Origin of the sequence: Streptomyces sp. cg40 (genome assembly GCF_050320165.1) — a bacterium.
Lineage (GTDB): Bacteria > Actinomycetota > Actinomycetes > Streptomycetales > Streptomycetaceae > Streptomyces > Streptomyces hokutonensis.
In genome coordinates this window covers 5,572,785-5,588,197 of record NZ_CP190128.1, presented here as the reverse complement: position 1 = coordinate 5,588,197, position 15,413 = coordinate 5,572,785, and the positions used below count along the sequence as shown (strand labels likewise).

Annotated in this window: 22 protein-coding genes; 11 read left to right on the top strand and 11 right to left on the bottom strand. The window is 67.7% G+C overall.

The window, feature by feature from the left end:
* Positions 1 to 34: 34 nt before the first annotated feature.
* Together ACQHII_RS24935 and ACQHII_RS24930 are read right to left on the bottom strand one after the other, a co-directional pair.
* Complete coding sequence (locus ACQHII_RS24935; RefSeq protein ID WP_427921382.1) at positions 35 to 361, bottom strand: recombinase family protein; 327 nt, start codon at positions 359 to 361, stop codon at positions 35 to 37.
* An 88-nt stretch (positions 362 to 449) separates the two neighbouring features.
* The gene (locus ACQHII_RS24930) at positions 450 to 836 is read right to left on the bottom strand and encodes a cupin domain-containing protein (RefSeq protein WP_427921381.1); all 387 of its coding nucleotides are present in this window, start codon (positions 834 to 836) and stop codon (positions 450 to 452) included.
* Positions 837 to 888: 52 nt separating this feature from the next.
* Between ACQHII_RS24930 and ACQHII_RS24925 the strand changes: the two genes are divergently transcribed.
* The gene (locus ACQHII_RS24925) at positions 889 to 1,899 is read left to right on the top strand and encodes a helix-turn-helix domain-containing protein (protein WP_427921380.1); all 1,011 of its coding nucleotides are present in this window, start codon (positions 889 to 891) and stop codon (positions 1,897 to 1,899) included.
* Positions 1,896 to 2,387, top strand: coding sequence for an LURP-one-related/scramblase family protein (locus tag ACQHII_RS24920; protein ID WP_200712920.1), 492 nt, complete (start codon positions 1,896 to 1,898; stop codon positions 2,385 to 2,387). Before ACQHII_RS24925 ends, ACQHII_RS24920 begins: the two co-directional genes overlap by 4 nt.
* On the opposite strand, the gene ACQHII_RS24915 is transcribed toward ACQHII_RS24920, so the two are convergent.
* Both ACQHII_RS24915 and ACQHII_RS24910 read right to left on the bottom strand, forming a co-directional pair.
* Positions 2,384 to 2,983, bottom strand: a complete 600-nt coding sequence (locus ACQHII_RS24915; RefSeq protein ID WP_427921379.1) for a hypothetical protein — start codon at positions 2,981 to 2,983, stop codon at positions 2,384 to 2,386. The genes ACQHII_RS24920 and ACQHII_RS24915 overlap by 4 nt on opposite strands.
* On the bottom strand, positions 2,980 to 3,780 hold the full coding sequence (locus ACQHII_RS24910; protein WP_427921378.1) for a carbon-nitrogen family hydrolase: 801 nt from the start codon (positions 3,778 to 3,780) through the stop codon (positions 2,980 to 2,982). Before ACQHII_RS24910 ends, ACQHII_RS24915 begins: the two co-directional genes overlap by 4 nt.
* Positions 3,781 to 3,959: 179 nt before the next feature.
* Between ACQHII_RS24910 and ACQHII_RS24905 the strand changes: the two genes are divergently transcribed.
* A complete protein-coding gene (locus ACQHII_RS24905) occupies positions 3,960 to 4,784 on the top strand; it encodes a maleylpyruvate isomerase family mycothiol-dependent enzyme (protein ID WP_427921377.1) in 825 nt (274 codons plus the stop codon).
* 83 nt (positions 4,785 to 4,867) lie between these two features.
* On the opposite strand, the gene ACQHII_RS24900 is transcribed toward ACQHII_RS24905, so the two are convergent.
* Positions 4,868 to 6,181 (bottom strand): MFS transporter, encoded by a 1,314-nt coding sequence (locus tag ACQHII_RS24900; protein ID WP_427921376.1) that lies wholly within the window; start codon positions 6,179 to 6,181, stop codon positions 4,868 to 4,870.
* The gene (locus ACQHII_RS24895) at positions 6,178 to 6,873 is read right to left on the bottom strand and encodes a GntR family transcriptional regulator (RefSeq protein ID WP_427921375.1); all 696 of its coding nucleotides are present in this window, start codon (positions 6,871 to 6,873) and stop codon (positions 6,178 to 6,180) included. The genes ACQHII_RS24900 and ACQHII_RS24895 overlap by 4 nt, the downstream gene beginning before the upstream one ends.
* 288 nt (positions 6,874 to 7,161) lie before the next feature.
* Here ACQHII_RS24895 and ACQHII_RS24890 point away from each other — a divergent pair, with 288 nt between their 5' ends.
* Positions 7,162 to 8,070 carry a D-alanyl-D-alanine carboxypeptidase family protein gene (locus tag ACQHII_RS24890; RefSeq protein ID WP_427921374.1) on the top strand — a complete coding sequence of 303 codons (909 nt, stop codon included), beginning with the start codon at positions 7,162 to 7,164 and terminating at the stop codon, positions 8,068 to 8,070.
* 116 nt (positions 8,071 to 8,186) lie between these two features.
* The gene (locus ACQHII_RS24885) at positions 8,187 to 8,921 is read left to right on the top strand and encodes a hypothetical protein (RefSeq protein WP_427921373.1); all 735 of its coding nucleotides are present in this window, start codon (positions 8,187 to 8,189) and stop codon (positions 8,919 to 8,921) included.
* Here ACQHII_RS24885 and ACQHII_RS24880 read toward each other — a convergent pair.
* From ACQHII_RS24880 to ACQHII_RS24870, 3 genes are read right to left on the bottom strand one after another with little or no spacing between them, the layout of a single operon-like run.
* Positions 8,918 to 9,103, bottom strand: coding sequence for a DUF397 domain-containing protein (locus tag ACQHII_RS24880; RefSeq protein WP_427921372.1), 186 nt, complete (start codon positions 9,101 to 9,103; stop codon positions 8,918 to 8,920). The genes ACQHII_RS24885 and ACQHII_RS24880 overlap by 4 nt on opposite strands.
* A gap of 3 nt (positions 9,104 to 9,106) precedes the next feature.
* Positions 9,107 to 9,283, bottom strand: coding sequence for a DUF397 domain-containing protein (locus tag ACQHII_RS24875; protein WP_427921371.1), 177 nt, complete (start codon positions 9,281 to 9,283; stop codon positions 9,107 to 9,109).
* A gap of 5 nt (positions 9,284 to 9,288) precedes the next feature.
* Positions 9,289 to 10,170 (bottom strand): helix-turn-helix domain-containing protein, encoded by an 882-nt coding sequence (locus ACQHII_RS24870; RefSeq protein WP_427921370.1) that lies wholly within the window; start codon positions 10,168 to 10,170, stop codon positions 9,289 to 9,291.
* A gap of 235 nt (positions 10,171 to 10,405) precedes the next feature.
* Between ACQHII_RS24870 and ACQHII_RS24865 the strand changes: the two genes are divergently transcribed.
* The 4 genes from ACQHII_RS24865 (at position 10,406) to ACQHII_RS24850 (ending at position 12,024) form a co-directional block, all read left to right on the top strand.
* Positions 10,406 to 10,840 carry an ATP-binding protein gene (locus ACQHII_RS24865; protein ID WP_427925403.1) on the top strand — a complete coding sequence of 145 codons (435 nt, stop codon included), beginning with the start codon at positions 10,406 to 10,408 and terminating at the stop codon, positions 10,838 to 10,840.
* Between the two features lie 64 nt (positions 10,841 to 10,904).
* Positions 10,905 to 11,252 (top strand): hypothetical protein, encoded by a 348-nt coding sequence (locus tag ACQHII_RS24860; RefSeq protein WP_427921369.1) that lies wholly within the window; start codon positions 10,905 to 10,907, stop codon positions 11,250 to 11,252.
* Entirely contained in the window at positions 11,249 to 11,503 is a 255-nt protein-coding gene (locus ACQHII_RS24855; protein WP_427921368.1) for a type II toxin-antitoxin system RelE family toxin, read from the top strand. Before ACQHII_RS24860 ends, ACQHII_RS24855 begins: the two co-directional genes overlap by 4 nt.
* A gap of 89 nt (positions 11,504 to 11,592) precedes the next feature.
* Positions 11,593 to 12,024 carry a WXG100 family type VII secretion target gene (locus tag ACQHII_RS24850; RefSeq protein ID WP_427921367.1) on the top strand — a complete coding sequence of 144 codons (432 nt, stop codon included), beginning with the start codon at positions 11,593 to 11,595 and terminating at the stop codon, positions 12,022 to 12,024.
* A gap of 104 nt (positions 12,025 to 12,128) precedes the next feature.
* Here the strand turns inward: ACQHII_RS24850 and ACQHII_RS24845 are convergent, their stop codons facing one another.
* Both ACQHII_RS24845 and ACQHII_RS24840 read right to left on the bottom strand, forming a co-directional pair.
* Positions 12,129 to 13,001, bottom strand: coding sequence for an IS3 family transposase (locus ACQHII_RS24845; RefSeq protein ID WP_427919556.1), 873 nt, complete (start codon positions 12,999 to 13,001; stop codon positions 12,129 to 12,131).
* Positions 12,998 to 13,306, bottom strand: coding sequence for an IS3 family transposase (locus ACQHII_RS24840; RefSeq protein WP_046584010.1), 309 nt, complete (start codon positions 13,304 to 13,306; stop codon positions 12,998 to 13,000). The genes ACQHII_RS24845 and ACQHII_RS24840 overlap by 4 nt, the downstream gene beginning before the upstream one ends.
* 67 nt (positions 13,307 to 13,373) lie before the next feature.
* Here ACQHII_RS24840 and ACQHII_RS24835 point away from each other — a divergent pair, with 67 nt between their 5' ends.
* Both ACQHII_RS24835 and ACQHII_RS24830 read left to right on the top strand, forming a co-directional pair.
* Positions 13,374 to 13,691 carry a WXG100 family type VII secretion target gene (locus ACQHII_RS24835; protein ID WP_427921366.1) on the top strand — a complete coding sequence of 106 codons (318 nt, stop codon included), beginning with the start codon at positions 13,374 to 13,376 and terminating at the stop codon, positions 13,689 to 13,691.
* A complete protein-coding gene (locus ACQHII_RS24830) occupies positions 13,691 to 15,370 on the top strand; it encodes an RNase A-like domain-containing protein (RefSeq protein WP_427921365.1) in 1,680 nt (559 codons plus the stop codon). Before ACQHII_RS24835 ends, ACQHII_RS24830 begins: the two co-directional genes overlap by 1 nt.
* Positions 15,371 to 15,413: the final 43 nt, after the last annotated feature.

The following is a 15,413-nucleotide window of genomic DNA, read 5'->3' as shown; positions in this document are numbered from 1 at the left end:
CGCGCAGAGTCGTTGGAGGTGTCGAGCCCATCGACTACCGAGACGAGACGCCCCCCGCCTTCTCGATGTCGTCGAGCACCTTTCCGACCTGACCGATGCCCTTGCGTGACAGCCGATCCAGCTTCCAGACAATCAACGTGCCGACAACCCCGGCCGTGACTGCCGCGAGAGCGGCATCGAATCCCTTGCGCTCAACGGCCTTGTAGCCGGAGTGCCCCTTATCTATGTGGACCTTGCGGACCGTGAGGCCGTTGCGTTCGGCCCATGCACGGCAGTCGGCTTCCTGCCGTTCGATTGCGGTCTTGCCATCTCGGTCGAGAGAAAGGCGCAGGTACAGGTCACAGATCGTGTCTTGGTGCACCAATTGATTGTCACCAGAAGTTCAGTGCTTCGTTGTGAACTTCTTAAAATCCAGGAGAGTTATATATCCCGGCGATCGCCAGTGGCAGTCACGAAAGCGCGTGACCCGTCGTCGCGTCCACATGGTCCGGTACGGCCCCGTGGTGGTCGCCGACCGTGAGCGTGCCGGTCGGTTCGAGGAGCAGGATCTCGGTCGGGACCGGGGCGTACGGCTTGTGTTCTGTGCCTCGCGGGACCGTGAAGACGCTGCCCTTGGGGAGGACGACCGTGCGCTCCCCCGCCGGCTCGCGGAGCGCGATGTGGAGTTCGCCGGAGAGGACCAGGAAGAACTCGTCGGTGTGGTCGTGGGTGTGCCAGAGGTGTTCGCCCCCGACCTTGGCGACGCGGACGTCGTAGTCGTTGACGGTGGTGACGATGCGGGGGCTCCACTGGTCGGTGAAGGAGGCGAGGGCGGCAGAGAGCGCGATGGGTTCCATGAGGTCAGCGTGCGGGGTGTCGTACCCGGCGGGTGAGTGCTAGGAATCGCACATGCCGCAAGGATCCTCTCAGCAGCCGTCCAGGCGTCCGCATCGCGTCGCCGTCATCGTCGACGAGGGCACCAATCCCTTCGAAGTGGGCGTCGCCACCGAGCTGTTCGGGCTGCCGCGGCCCGAACTCGGGCTCTCCGGGCCGCTGTACGAGGTGCTGGTGTGCACACCCGCGCGTGAGGTGCGGATGAACCACGGGTTCTTCACCGTGACCGGTGCGTACGGGCTGGACGCGGTGGACTCGGCGGACACCCTCGTCGTGCCGGGGCGGCCCGACAACGTCGTACCGCGCGGTGATGACGTCCTCGACGCGATCCGGCGTGCCCACGCGCGCGGGGCCCGTGTCATGAGCCTGTGCACGGGCAGTTTCGCGCTCGCGGAGGCGGGGCTGCTGGACGGGCGCCGGGCCACCACGCACTGGATGTGGACGGACGCCTTCCGCGCGCTGCACCCGCGCGTGCTGCTCGAACCCGACGTCCTCTTTGTCGACGACGGCGACATCCTGACCGCCGCTGGCAGCGCCGCCGCCCTCGACCTGGGGCTGCATGTCGTACGGCGGGACCATGGCGCCGAGATCGCCAACGCGGTGTCCAGGAGGCTCGTGTTCGCGGCCCATCGGGACGGCGGGCAGCGGCAGTTCGTGGAGCGGCCGTTGCCGGACGTGCCGGACGAGTCGCTGGGGCCGCTGCTCGCGTGGGCGCGGGAGCGGCTGGGGGAGCCGCTGACGGTGAGCGGGCTGGCCGACCGCGCGGCCGTCTCCCCCGCGACCCTGCACCGGCGGTTCAGGGCGCAGCTGGGGACGACTCCGCTGGCGTGGCTGACCGGGGAGCGGGTGGCGCTGGCGTGCCGGCTGATCGAGCGCGGGGAGGAGCGGCTCGACGTGGTGGCCGCGAGGTGCGGTCTGGGAACCGGGGCGAACCTCCGGGTGCGGCTGCGCAGGGAGACCGGATTGAGCCCGTCGGCCTACCGGCGGCGTTTCGGACTGGCTGCCGGGGAAGCCGTAGAGGCATGAGATTCCTCGTACGCGATCGGATCCTCGGCTTCGGTGAGGATTACTGGATCGAGGACCAGCACGGCAACAAGGTGTTCCTGGTCGACGGCAAGGCCATGCGGATCAGGGACACCTTCGAGTTGAAGGACACGCACGGGCGCGTGCTCATCGACATCCACAAGAAGATGCTCGCCCTGCGCGACACGATGGTCATCGAACGGGACGGCGAGCCCCTCGCAACCATCAGGCGCAAGCGCTTCTCCCTGCTGCGCAACCACTATCGGGTCTCCCTGGTGGACGGCACCGAACTCGACGTCAGCGGCAAGATCCTGGACCGCGAGTTCGGCGTCGACTACGACGGCGAGCTGCTCGCGCAGATCTCCCGGCGCTGGCTGCACATCAGGGAGACGTACGGCGTCGACATCGTCCGTGAGGACGCGGACGCTGCGCTGCTGATCGCGGTGGCGGTGTGCGTGATCCACCTCGCGGAGAAGGAGCGGGAGGACTAACGCGCTTTCCAGTCGGCCGACTTACGGGCACGGGTCCGGCGGCGTTCCCTCACGTGGTCGGCGAAGCGCATGACGACGACGAACAGCGCGGCGAGAACCGCGCTGTCCGTCCAGCTGGGAGGGTCGTCGTCCAGCCAGCCCATGAGCCAGACGAACACCGTCATGGGGACCCACGAGTTGAGCAGCCCGATGAGTACGACCCGGGGGCCGGCGGGCGCCTCGGGGTCGCGCGGCGCGAGGTCGTAGCCGGTGCGCTCGTAGTGGGCCTGACGGTGGTGTTCGAAGCGCAGGAACGCCCAGAACAGCAGCCACGCGCACGTGCCGGCGAGGACGGTCTGCACGAGGTGGCCCCACGCCGGGGCGGTGAAGACCGCGAGGGCCAGGCCGACGGGGACCGCGACGAGGAGCGCCGCGACCGTCGCGCAGCCCGCCGCGTTCCGGGCGGCGAACACCATCGCCCGGGGCGGCGGCACCGCTCCGTCGAAGGCACGGTCGACGGCCCAGAAGGCACGTCGGAGCGCGGCCGGGGCCCGCTCGGATCCGCCCCGCTCGGATCCGCCCGACTCGGGTCCGCTCGGCGCGGATCCGCCGCTCACCCAGCTCGCTGCGGGCGCTCCAGCCCCAGCACGCGATCCTTCAGCGCCGGGAACTGTTCCCGCGTCACGGCCACCCGCGCCGGGTCGAATTCCACCGTGAGGACCTCCTCGCCCGCGCCCGCCTCCGCGAGGACCTCGCCCCAGGGATCGACCACGATCGAGTGACCGGCCTGGGGAACTCCGGCGTGCGTGCCGGCCGTTCCGCATGCGAGGACGAACGACTGGTTCTCCACGGCGCGGGCCTGCGCCAGGAGGGTCCAGTGGGAGCGGCGGCGCTCGGGCCAGCCCGCCGACAGGACGAGGGTCTCGGCGCCGGCGTCGACGAGGCCGCGGAAGAGTTCGGGGAAACGGAGGTCGTAGCAGGTGGCGAGACCGACGACCGTCTCGGGGAGGCGGACCGTCACCAACTCGCCGCCCGCGCCCATCAGTACGGCCTCGCCCTTGTCGAAGCCGAAGCGGTGGATCTTGCGGTAGGCGGCGGCCAGTTCACCGGAGGGGGAGAAGACGAGGGACGTGTTGTAGAGGGGGCCCTCCGGGTCCCGTTCGGGGATCGAGCCGGCGTGCAGCCAGACGCCCGCGTCGCTCGCCGCCTTGGCCATCGCCTCGTACGTCGGCCCCTCCAGCGGCTCGGCCTCGCTGCCGAACAGCTCGTAGGCGAACGCGCCCGTCGTCCACAGCTCCGGCAGGACGACCAGATCGGCACCCGCCTGTTCGCGGACGAGAGCACCCACCCGAACCCGACGATTTTCGACCGATTCGCCCTCTTCTACGGCGATCTGGATGAGAGAGGCGCGCACACTACCACCGTCCTGGCATTCGAGCCGTTCACACGGGCCTACGATCGTCACACGAAAGCACTGCCGGGGTGCCTCACAGCAGCGTAACTTAGCGTTCCAAGACACCCGCCGACAGCCACCTCCCGCTGGCAACGCCGCCCGCCACCCGACCTGTACCGACCGCCGAGGGGTCCCGTTCCGTGAGTCTGCATCCCACTCTCCAGCCCTACGCCGACGCCTGGACCCACTCCATCGAAGCGATATCCGAGCTGGTGACCCCGCTCGTGGAGGGAGAGTGGAACCGGCGAACGCCGTGCCCGGGCTGGTCGGTGCGCGACGTGGTCTCGCACGTCATCGGGCTGGACAACGAGATGCTCGGCGATCCGCGCCCCATCCACACGCTCCCCCGCGACCTCTACCACGTCACCAACGAGCACCAGCGGTACATGGAGATGCAGGTCGACGTCCGCCGTCACCACACGGCGCCGGAGATGACGTCGGAGCTGGAGTACACGATCATCCGCCGCAACCGCCAGCTGCGGAACGAGTCGCGGGAGCCCGGCCGGACGGTACGCGGCCATGTCGGCACCGAGGTCACGCTCGAAGAGTCCATGCGCGCCCACGCGTTCAACATCTGGGTGCACGAGCAGGATCTGCGCACCGCCCTCGGCCGCCCCGGGAACCTCGACTCGCCGGGCGCGCACATCGCCCGTGACGTGCTGCTCGCCGAGCTCCCCCGGGTCGTCGCCGAGGACTCGGGCGCACCGCGCAGTTCGGCGGTCGTCTTCGACGTGCACGGTCCGATCGAGTTCCTCCGTACGATCCGCGTCGACATCCAGGGCCGCGGCACCCTGGAGACGGCCCCCGCGCTCGGGCCCGCCGCGACGCTGATCCTCGACTGGGAGACGTACGTCCGGCTGGCCTGCGGACGGGTCCCCCTCGAATCGGTGACGGACCGCGTCAAGGCGGACGGCGATCCGGAGCTCGCGGCGTCGATACTGCGGAACTTCACGGTCACGAAGTAAGCAGACGGTGTGAACTAGGCCTTCATAGGGGCCGAGTTGGTGGATACGTGAGCGGGCCGGCGTCACGCGGGCACATCACCCCGTCACGCGGGCACGTGCACCGTCTCCACCCGGCTCGCCACCAGCCGCTCGCGCTCGCGGCGGGCCGCCCTGCGCCGTAGCCGCAGGATCTGGCTGACGCCGAGCGCCTGGAGCACGAAGACCACCGAGAACGCGATCGAGTAGTTGTCGCCGGTCGCGTCGAGCAGCACACCGATCGCGAACAGCGTCGTCATCGAGGCAGTGAAACCACCCATGTTGGTGATTCCGGAGGCGGTTCCCTGACGCTCCGGCGGGTTGGCCGGGCGGGCGAAGTCGAAACCGAGCATCGAGGCGGGCCCGCAGGAACCGAGCACGGCGCACAGCACGACCAGCAGCCACATCGGCGCGTGCTCGCCGGGGTAGAGCAGCGTGACCGCCCACACCAGGGCCGTCGCTCCCACCGTGCCCAGCGCCAGCGGCAGCCGCGCCGCGTGGTGCCGGGCGACGATCTGGCCGTAGACCAGGCCCACCACCATGTTGGACAGCACGACGAGGGTGAGGAGTTCGCCGGCGGTGGCGCGGTCCAGGCCCTGGGCCTGGACCAGGAACGGAAGGCCCCACAGCAGCAGGAACACCATCGCCGGGAACTGGGTGGTGAAGTGCACCCACAGGCCGAGACGGGTGCCGGGTTCGCGCCAGGAGGCGGCGATCTGCCGGCGGACGTAGGCCGCGCCCCGGTGCGGGAACGGCTCCGGCTCGTGGCCTTCGGGGTGGTCCTTCAGGAACAGCAGCAACAGAACCAGGACCACGACCCCGGCGAGCGCGCTGCCCGCGAAGGCCGCCGTCCAGCCGATGCCGTGCAGCAGGCGGGCGATCACCAGGGTGGAGACGAGGTTTCCGGCCATTCCCGCGAGGCCCGCGAGCTGGGCGACCATCGGTCCGCGCCGGGCCGGGAACCAGCGGGTGCCGAGCCGCAGCACGCTGATGAACGTCATCGCGTCGCCGCAGCCGAGCAGCGCGCGGGAGGCGAGCGCGGTGCCGTAGGAGGGGGAGAAGGCGAAGCCGAGCTGGCCGGCGGTGAAGAGCACCACCCCGATGGTCAGCACCTTCTTGGTGCCGAGGCTGTCGACGAGCAGGCCTACGGGTATCTGCATGCCCGCGTAGACCAGCAGTTGGAGGATCGAGAAGGTGGAGAGGGCGGAGGCGTTGACGTGGAAGCGCTCGGCGGCGTCGAGACCGGCCACACCCAGGGACGTACGGAAGATGACGGCGACGAAGTAGACGGAGACGCCGATGCCCCACACGGCCATCGCGCGCCGGCCACCGGGCGGATCACCGGGCAGGGACAGTGCGGAACTGGAACTGCTGCTGCTCATCGGACCTCGCCCCGAGCCAGGTGGGAGAACCAGTCGACGTGCTGATGGACGATCTCCACGGCCGCCTCGGCATCGCCGGTGCGCAGCGCGTCGAGGATCGCCTCGTGCTCGGTGAGCGTCTTGGCGATGCGGTCGGGGTGCGAGTGCATGATCGCGACGCCCATCCGCAGCTGGCGGTCGCGGAGTTGGTCGTAGAGGCGGGAGAGGATCTCGTTGCCGCCGCTGCGGACGATCTCGGCGTGGAAGCAGCGGTCGGTGACGGCGGCGCCGGCGAGATCGCCCGCGGCGGCCTGTTCCTTCTGCCGCGCGAGGAGTTCTTCGAGCCGGGCGATGAGGGTCGGTGACGCCGGTACGACCTTGCGGACCGCGTGCTGCTCGACCAGCATCCGGGTCTCCACCACGTCCGCGATCTCCTGCGAGGAGACGGGCAGGACGAGGGCGCCCTTCTTCGGGTAGAGCTTGATCAGCCCCTCGACCTCCAGGCGCAGCAGCGCCTCGCGCACGGGGGTCCGTGACACTCCGACGGCCTCGGCGAGCTCGCCCTCGGTGAGGAGGGTGCCGCCCTCGTAACGCCGGTCCAGGACACCCTGTTTGACGTGTGTGTAGACGCGGTCGGCGGCGGGGGGCTGCTTGGCGGCGGGCGTGGCGGAACCGGTGGCGACGAGGGACGGGGAGGGGGACGGGTACGGCATGAGGACAGCATAGATACAACACGTACGCATGAGGACGGGCGTCCAGGATGCGGACGGGACCCGCCGGAACCCGCCGGGACCGTCCGGAACCGAGGAGGGCCCGGGGCGCGTCTACGGATGTGCGTTTCGGCGGCCGGTTCCCGGGGACGTTTCACACCTTCGGGGAACCCGCCCCAGCAACCGCACAACCTTCTGTGCTACTTACGTGTCACACACGTGCGGCCCTTCTTTTCCCCCCTCCAACTGGGCCGCTCCTCAGGGGCATTCAACGTATTCGGGGTACCTCAGTTGATTACTGCCATTAACGGCATCAAGGGCAGCCGCTTCCGCAGAGCCGCCGCGGTCACCGTGACCGCAGGCGCCGTGCTCGCGACCGGCGCCCTGACCGCGGCACCCGCGCAGGCTGTCACCAAGCCGTCGATCGTGGCCGCGGGCGGCTACGTGATGAACAACGCCACGGGCAAGACGCTCTACACGAAGGCCGCGGACACCAAGCGGTCGACGGGCTCCACCACGAAGATCATGACCGCGAAGGTCGTTCTCTCCCAGTCGAACCTCAACCTCGACGCCAAGGTCACCATCGTCAAGGCGTACAGCGACTACATCGTCGCCAACACCGCCTCCTCCGCCCACCTGATCGTCGGCGACAAGGTCACCGTCCGCCAGCTTCTCTACGGCCTGATGCTGCCGTCGGGCTGCGACGCGGCCTACGCGCTGGCCGACAAGTTCGGCACGGGCTCCACCCGGGCCGCGCGCGTGAAGTCGTTCATCGCGAAGATGAACTCGACCGCGAAGACGCTCGGCATGACGAACACGAAGTTCGACTCGTTCGACGGCATCGGCAACGGCAACAACTACTCGACGCCGCGCGACCTGACGAAGCTCGCCAGCAACGTGATGAAGAACGCCACGTTCAAGACGGTCGTCAAGACCAAGTCGTACACCGCCAAGACGGTCACCAAGACCGGCAGCACCCGCACGATGGCTGCCTGGACCAACACGAACACCCTGCTCAGCAGCTACAGCGGCACCATCGGCGTGAAGACCGGCTCCGGCCCCGAGGCCAAGTACTGCCTCGTCTTCGCCGCCACCCGCAACGGCAAGACGGTCATCGGCACGGTCCTCGCGTCGTCCTCCGTCACCCAGCGCGCGACGGACGCGACGAAGCTCCTGAACTACGGCTTCGCGACGCTCTGACGCAGCCGACACGTTCGTGAGGGGCCTGCCGCATGCCAGCGGCGGGCCCCTTTGCCGTACGGCGGCTTGTCGTACGGCTTTCCCATACGACCGTCACGTGGGGAGTTGAGTCGGCGATGTCGTCGCACCGCCGGGAGCTGGCACAGTACTTCGCGCTTGAGGGCGCTCGAACTCTGCTGAAGCAGTACAGGGACTACGGCAAACCCATCCCCGACGACGCCGAGGAGTGGCGGCAGGACCTGTTCCCGGTCATCCGGGGACTGTGGAACGCGTCGGAGGAGGGTGGCCGGAACCTGTACGAGATCGCGGCGCAACTCCACCTGGCGGCCGACCTGTTCGCGCACGATCCGGCCGGCGGACACCCTTCCCTCACGAACTTCCCGAGGGCCGAGTCGGTGGCCCGCACACCCGAGGTCTACCGGGCGGTGGCCGCGTATGTGGAGTGCTGGAAGGCGCCGTTCGACCGGGAAACGCTCTTCGGAACACCACTGACCACCCATGAACTCGCCCTGCGCTTCCCCCGGTTGAGTCAGTTCCTGGTGAACTACTTCGGCCAGGACGGACTCGCCGTGGACGACGACATGCAGGACGCCACGTTGGAGGAGGGCCTCCGCCTGGTCGTCTCGGACACCCACCCCTGGTGCCCGTGGCAGCTGCCGGGACTGATCGCCGAGTGCGCGGAGGCGCTGGCCGTGTTCCATTCCGAGGATCAGTTGGACGCGTTCTTCAGCGGGGCCGGAATGGGAGGGGGCTCGGCCGGCGAACGGTTCACCGACTTCTTCCCGGTCGTCGTCAGCGCGTTCACCGAGCACCTGAGGGAAGCGCACTCGGGGATGTGGGAGAAGACCTAGGCGAAACCCACGTGCGCCGCGAACGCGGCCCAGGCCGAGGGAGCGACCTGGAGTATCGGCCCGTGGGGGGCCTTGGAGTCGCGGACGGCAACCGTTCCGGACACGTTGCGGGCAACCTCGACGCATTCCTGACCGGCATTCCCGCCGCTGTAGCTGGACTTGCCGAACTCGAAAGCGGGCACGGTTCACAGTTCCTTGGCGAATGCGGCCCATGCGGTGGAGGTGAGCCGGAGTATCGGCCCGTCCACGTCCTTCGAGTCACGAACGGCCACCGTGCCGGGCACGTTGCGGGCGACTTCGACGCACTGCTGTCCGGCGTCTCCGCCGCTGTAGCTGGACTTGACGAACACGAACTCGGTCACCGGATCTACATCTCCTTGCGAATGGCTTCGATCAGGTCGAGAGCGTTGCGCTCCGCCAGCCCCACTCGCGCGATGCGATCGAAGATCCGACTGTGCCGGGCTGCGTCTTCCTCGCTCTCCAACCAGAGCGTAGAAGAGGGTACGTCCATATGTACGACGTCCAGGGCGCCGGGTTCAGCGAACGAGACGATGCTGAACGCCCCGATCATGCCCGGGTTGGCGCCTGCCAGAAATGGCACCACCTGCAATTTCACCGTGTCCGTCCGCGCCAGGTCCAGCAGCTGCCCCAGCTGTTCCCTCATCACGGCCCGCCCGCCCACGAGTTGGCGTAGCGCGCCCTCGTGCACCACGGCCCACAACTCCAGTGGGCGCTCCGACCGCAGTCGAGCCTGACGAGCCAGCCTGGCCTCCACAAAGGGTTCGATCTCGTCCGGGTCCTCCCACGAACCCGCGCCCACGGCCACTGCCCGGGCGTAGTCCGGTGTCTGCAACAGGCCGGGGACAAAGGCGAGTTCCCAGGTGCGCATGCTGGTGGCGATGTCTTCCAGCGCCACGTACTCGACCATCGCGGAGAGCTGCGGGTACTGGTTCCACCAACCACGGGCCTTGCGTCTCTCACGGTCCGTCCTCGCGAGGGTCAGCAGTCGTCCGATCACCGGCTCGGCCGTCTCGCCGTACAGGTGACAGAGCGCGCGGATGTCCGGATCCCGGATCGGCACCAGCCCGCGCTCCATCTTCGCGACCTTGGCCACGGACGCCGACAACGCTTCGGCCGCATGCGCCTGACGCAACCCGCGCACCTCACGCATACGCAGCAGCTCACCGCCCAGCCGCCGCGCCAGCACGGTCGACACGGACACACCGCGATCAGGGTTCCTACCTGCCATGTCGCCTTCCCTCCCGCCGAGTTGGTCACAGTCTGTGTGGTCACCATACGGAGGGCAAGCAAGTTCGAGTAGAAATTTATGGCCTCATACTTGCTGGCCAACTCCTCGCACCGCTACCGTCAGTGCACAACACGCCACCCAGCGGCACCAGTTGGCGGAAGTGCACCGTGCTACCCACGGCAGAGCCACCCCACCTGGCCCCCACATCGCACAAGGAGGTGCGTACCCGTGACCGATTCCTGCCCTACTCCCGGTCCCCCCCAAGGCCTACGACCACTACGACGCCGTCACCTACACCCCGTACCCGAGCAACATCCCCCGCGCCCGCAGACACGTCGCCCACCTCACCACCACCTGGGGACACCCCCACTCCGCCGCCGACGCGGCCCTGCTGGCAAGCGAGTTGTGCACGAACGCATTACTGCACGGAAGCCTGCGCGACCGCCTGTTCCGCGTGGAGACGTCCCTCACCGGCAGCGCCCTGCGCGTGGCGGTCACCGACCCGAGGGGCGAGCGACTCCCGTGGCCCCAAACCTCCACCCCCGACGACCAGTTCGGCCGCGGCCTGCTCATCGTCCGCGCGGTCGCGAGCCGTTGGGCCGTGGAGAGGCTCACGGTCGGCAAGACCGTCTGGGCGGAACTGAACATCACAGGGAGCCGCGATGCGTAACTTCCTGACCCGTCTCCGAAGGTGCCGCGGCGATATCTTGGCCGCTCGGCGAGAGGAGACGCACGTGGCGGGCAAGTGGCAGGACGCAGTGGGCGAGGCTCGGGAAGCCACCGGGTTCACAGGTGAGGTCGTCCACCGAACCGTCGACGGCATCGGAGCGGTCCTACGACTCGACCACCGCGCCGACTTCTACACGGAACTGGGCACACTGTCCGACTCCGGCGGCTTCGAGGCGTTTCTCAACCACTGGTGGACCCAGGCTCTCGCCGACTCGGCAACGGACGAGAACGCCCGCGCGGAAGCAATCGACTTCGCGGATGTCGCCGTATCCCTGTATGCGCGTGCCGCAGGCGGCCCAACGGCCAGTCAGGCCGAGATCAACGCCCTCGTCCCAGGAGCGGAAGCACCTTGAGCTACACGATCATCTGGGAGCGGGCTGCTTCCGAAGGTCTCAAGCGGCTCCGAGCCCGTGACGGCGATGCGGTGAAGCCTCTGGTCAAGGCGATCAACGCCCTCGCCGGCAATCCGGAGCCGGAGGCAAGCAGCAAACTCGGTGGCACCAGCCTCCGGCGCTTACGCGTCGGCATCTACCGAGCCACGTACGAGACAGACGGCACCACCATCGCTGTCAAGATCCTCATGGTGGGCAGTACGGCGGCTTAACACCCTCGCTCCGGGGCCACTGCGAACCGTAGGATTATTGCAACAGCAAGTGACGTGTGATGCCGACGCGACGGGGGCGGGGATACGGCATGGCAGTGCCCGGAACCGGTACGAACCAAGGCGGCGGCCCCGACCTGCGTGTGACGTCCTCCGACCTCACCAAGCTCGCCGGTGACCTCGACGACATGCAGGACCACCTCAACAAGCAGGTCAGACGCATGGACGCGATCGTCGACCGCATCGAGGCCGGCTGGCGCGGCCCCGCGGCAACGGCGTACCGCGAGTTCCACCGCGCGGCGACCGAGGACGCCGTACGCATCCGCGAAGTGATGAAGCTGCTGGAGCAGGCGGTGCGGATGAGCCAGGACGGCTTCTCCGCGCACGACATCGAGGTGCTGGAGCAGATGCGGAAGATCCAGGTGAACGTCGCCGGCGAGGTCGACAAGCTGTCCACGCCCAACGCGGAGGCGACGGGCGGCGATACGCCGACTGCACCCCGCAGCAGCCTCGACTCCTTCTGAACCGAGCAGCCAAGTACCCGTCACCCAGCCGTAGTTGCCAACGGAACCGATATCCAGGGGGATCTGAGCTTGTTCCGCTTTGACGGACACCATCGGTGTGGTGGTCAGGCTGCGAGTGCGGTCTCATACTCAGCGGGACTGCGGTAGCCGAGGCTGCTGTGGAGCCGGTGCAAGTTGTACCAGCCCTCGATGAAATCGAAGATCGCGGTTCGGGCCGCGGCTCTGCTGGGCCAGGAGCTCGTGGTGAGCAACTCCCTCTTGATGGTGGCGAAGAACGACTCGGCGAGCGCGTTGTCCCAGCACTGTCCGGTGCGGCCGACCGACAGGCGCACGCCCAACTGGTGCGCCAGTGTGGCGAATTGCTGGCTGGTGTACTGACAGCCGCGATCCGAGTGAAAGATCACCGGCCGGGTGGGACGGCGCTTCCGGCAGGCGGCCGTGAGGGCATCGGCGACCAGATCGGTCCGCAGGTGGTCGGCCGTCGCCCAGCCGACCACGCGACGTGAGGCGATGTCGATGACGATGGCCAGATAGAGCCAGCCCTCCTCCGTGGCGATGTAGGTGATGTCGCCGCACCACCGGGCATTCAAGTCGGCGGGGTCGGGCTGGAAGTCCCGGACGACGAGATCGGGCCGAAGAGCAGCCCGTGGATCAGGAATCGTCGTCAGGTGTCGTCGTCTGCGGTGTCGGCCCTCCAGGCCGGCAGCCCGCATCAGCCGCGCGACACGTCGGCGGCCACATCCGGCGCCTGCCCGCTTGAGCACCGCATGGACGCGCGGGGCGCCGTAGGTTCCCCGCGATCTCGTGTGGACGTCGGCGATCTGTTCCGCCAGCTCGGCGTCACGGACCGCGCGGGGACCAGGCTTGGCAGCGCGCCGGGCATAGAAGGCGGTCCGGGAGACCTTCAGCAGCTCACACGCTCGTTTGACGCTGTGACCTGCGCGCTTCTCCGCCTCGATGAACGGGTGCACCGTCACCGGGTCTCCTTCGCGAAGAAAGCCGTCGCACGCTTGAGGACCTCGACGTCCTCACGCAGACGGCGGTTCTCCCGCCGCAACGCGGCCAGCTCCTCGCGTTCACTGCTGGTCAGGCCGTCCCGCTCGCCCGCATCGACCTCGGCCTGCTTCACCCAGTCACGCACCGCGGTCTCGGTCAGATCGAAGTCCTTGGCGATCTGACCGACCGAGCGGTCACCGCGTCGGCACAGCTCGACGATCTCCGCCTTGAACTCCGGCGTGAACGAGCGACGAGGGCGAGGCTTCTTCTTCCCCATGCTCTCCATGATGGACATCCTCTCGGGGCTGAACCCCTGATCTCGGATGTCCGTCAAAGCGGATCAAGCCCAGATCATGTCGACCGGGGCTTCCGCCGACGACGACCACATAACCGTCTCCTTCGCCACCCTCCACGACCTCGCCACCGAGTTGGAGGACATCCTCAAGCAGCTCAACACCAAACTCGACGACCTCTACGACCGCGCCGAACCGGTCGTCCTGTCCTGGAAGGGCGAGGCCCGCGAGGTCTTCGTCCAGAAGCTCGACGAGTGGGACCGCTCGGCGCAGGATCTGCAGGCGGCACAGAGGTGGCTGCACGCGTACGTCACCACAGGGCATGCGAATTACTCGGCGGCGCATCGGGCGGTGCTGCGGGGTTGGGGGGCGGCCTGATGAGTACCCCGACGCCTCTGGGAAACGGGAAGATCGATGTCACTCCGACCATCCTGTACGGCGTCTCAACGGGCATAGCGGACCAGCAGGACCCTCTTGACCGTGGCATCAAGTCGTTCCTCGACGAACTGGCTCGGTACCCGGACGGCGGCGGGAGGGGTACAGCGATGAAGGACTTCACGACCGCCTACCTGAAAGTCGCCGAGCGCTTCCTGGAGGTCTGGGCGAAGTCAGTGGTGAGCGTGGGGGGAGCCGCTGTCGGCTTCACATCCACTGCCAACAACTACGCGGCGGCCGACGCAGCCACCCACCCTTCGCCGACAGGACAGCCGACGCATCGGCCGAACCCGCATGTCATCGACAAAGCCCCCACGTACGGTCCGGTCACCGATTTCAAGTGGGGGGACATCGATGCCGGCCAGGACTTGATGCAGGAGGCCCTCGAAGGTCTGGAAGCCGTCGTCCTGGCTGTCATGCGTCCCCTGCTGGAGCACGAGTGCCGTTGGGGCAAAGCAGCAACGATCCTCCCGCTGCCCAATCACCTGCGCCTGTACTCGATCTCCCAGGCTTGGCGAATGCCGCAGACCACGCTCGGCATGGTGGATGGGACGCTGACAGGCCTCGTCGGCAGCATCACCGATCAGACCGATCAGGACTGGTACAACGCGATGCGGTCGTTCTGCAGCACGCTGTGGGGGACATCCGCCTGGGGCAAGAACAGGGAAGGTTACGACTGGTCCAACGACGACGCGAAGAAGAGAGGAACCAGCCACCCCGTCTTCGCTGTTCTCTTCGACACGTGCGACGCCATGGTGGATGCGATCTACAACGTCGCGAAGGCCGCCGAGGACGTCCGGGACGATCTGCACCGGCTCTACCGCCAAGCCGTTGTCGACAGTGTCAAGCAACTCGATCCCAGAGATCTGGACATCACGGATGCCAAAAGCCTGGTGAAAGGGCTGTGGGAAGCCGGAAAGGGCTTGGTCGCGGACGTCTCGGTCGGGATCGTGCTGAACATCGACGAAGGCGCCCTGAACGACGCCGTGTCGGCCTACAACAACCGAATTCACCGACAGGTCAGCGAAATCAATACGCTACTGCCGGCCCTTGACGAGGCATACACGAGCGCACCGACCTTCCATGCCGAGACGGCCAGAGCCGAGGCATTCGGCGCGCGGGCATTGACAGATTTCAAAGGTGACCCTCTCTACACGGTTCCGGGAGATGACGAATCCAAGCACCGCTTCCCCGTCGATCTCGCCAATCAGGAGGGCCTGGCAGGTTCGCACGTCATCGACAAGCATGTGGGGAAGACGGACGCACAATTGGAGCAGAGGCTTCGCGACCAGGTGACGGTACGGCCGGACGGTACGGTCGCACCGATCGCCACATCGACTTTCGCCGACCTGGCGTCGGCCCAGCGTTACACGCAGGCCGTCCTCGATGACCCCAGCAACCAGCAGAAGGTCGCCAACTGGCTGGCTGGCAACCCGAATCCGAACTCCTCCAAGCGAACCGTGGGACTCGAGTTCAACAACGTCGTGGGCAGGACCTGGACCCGAGGCGACGCTTCCGCCCACGACTCGGATATCGTCAATGTGACCTTGAAACCCCGCCCTGGCGGCCATCCACCATACGTCGTCCTCACTTCGATGCCGAGCGACAAAGTTCAGCCATGAGGGCCGTAAGCAGCTCGCTGACGTACACCAATGACCCATGGAG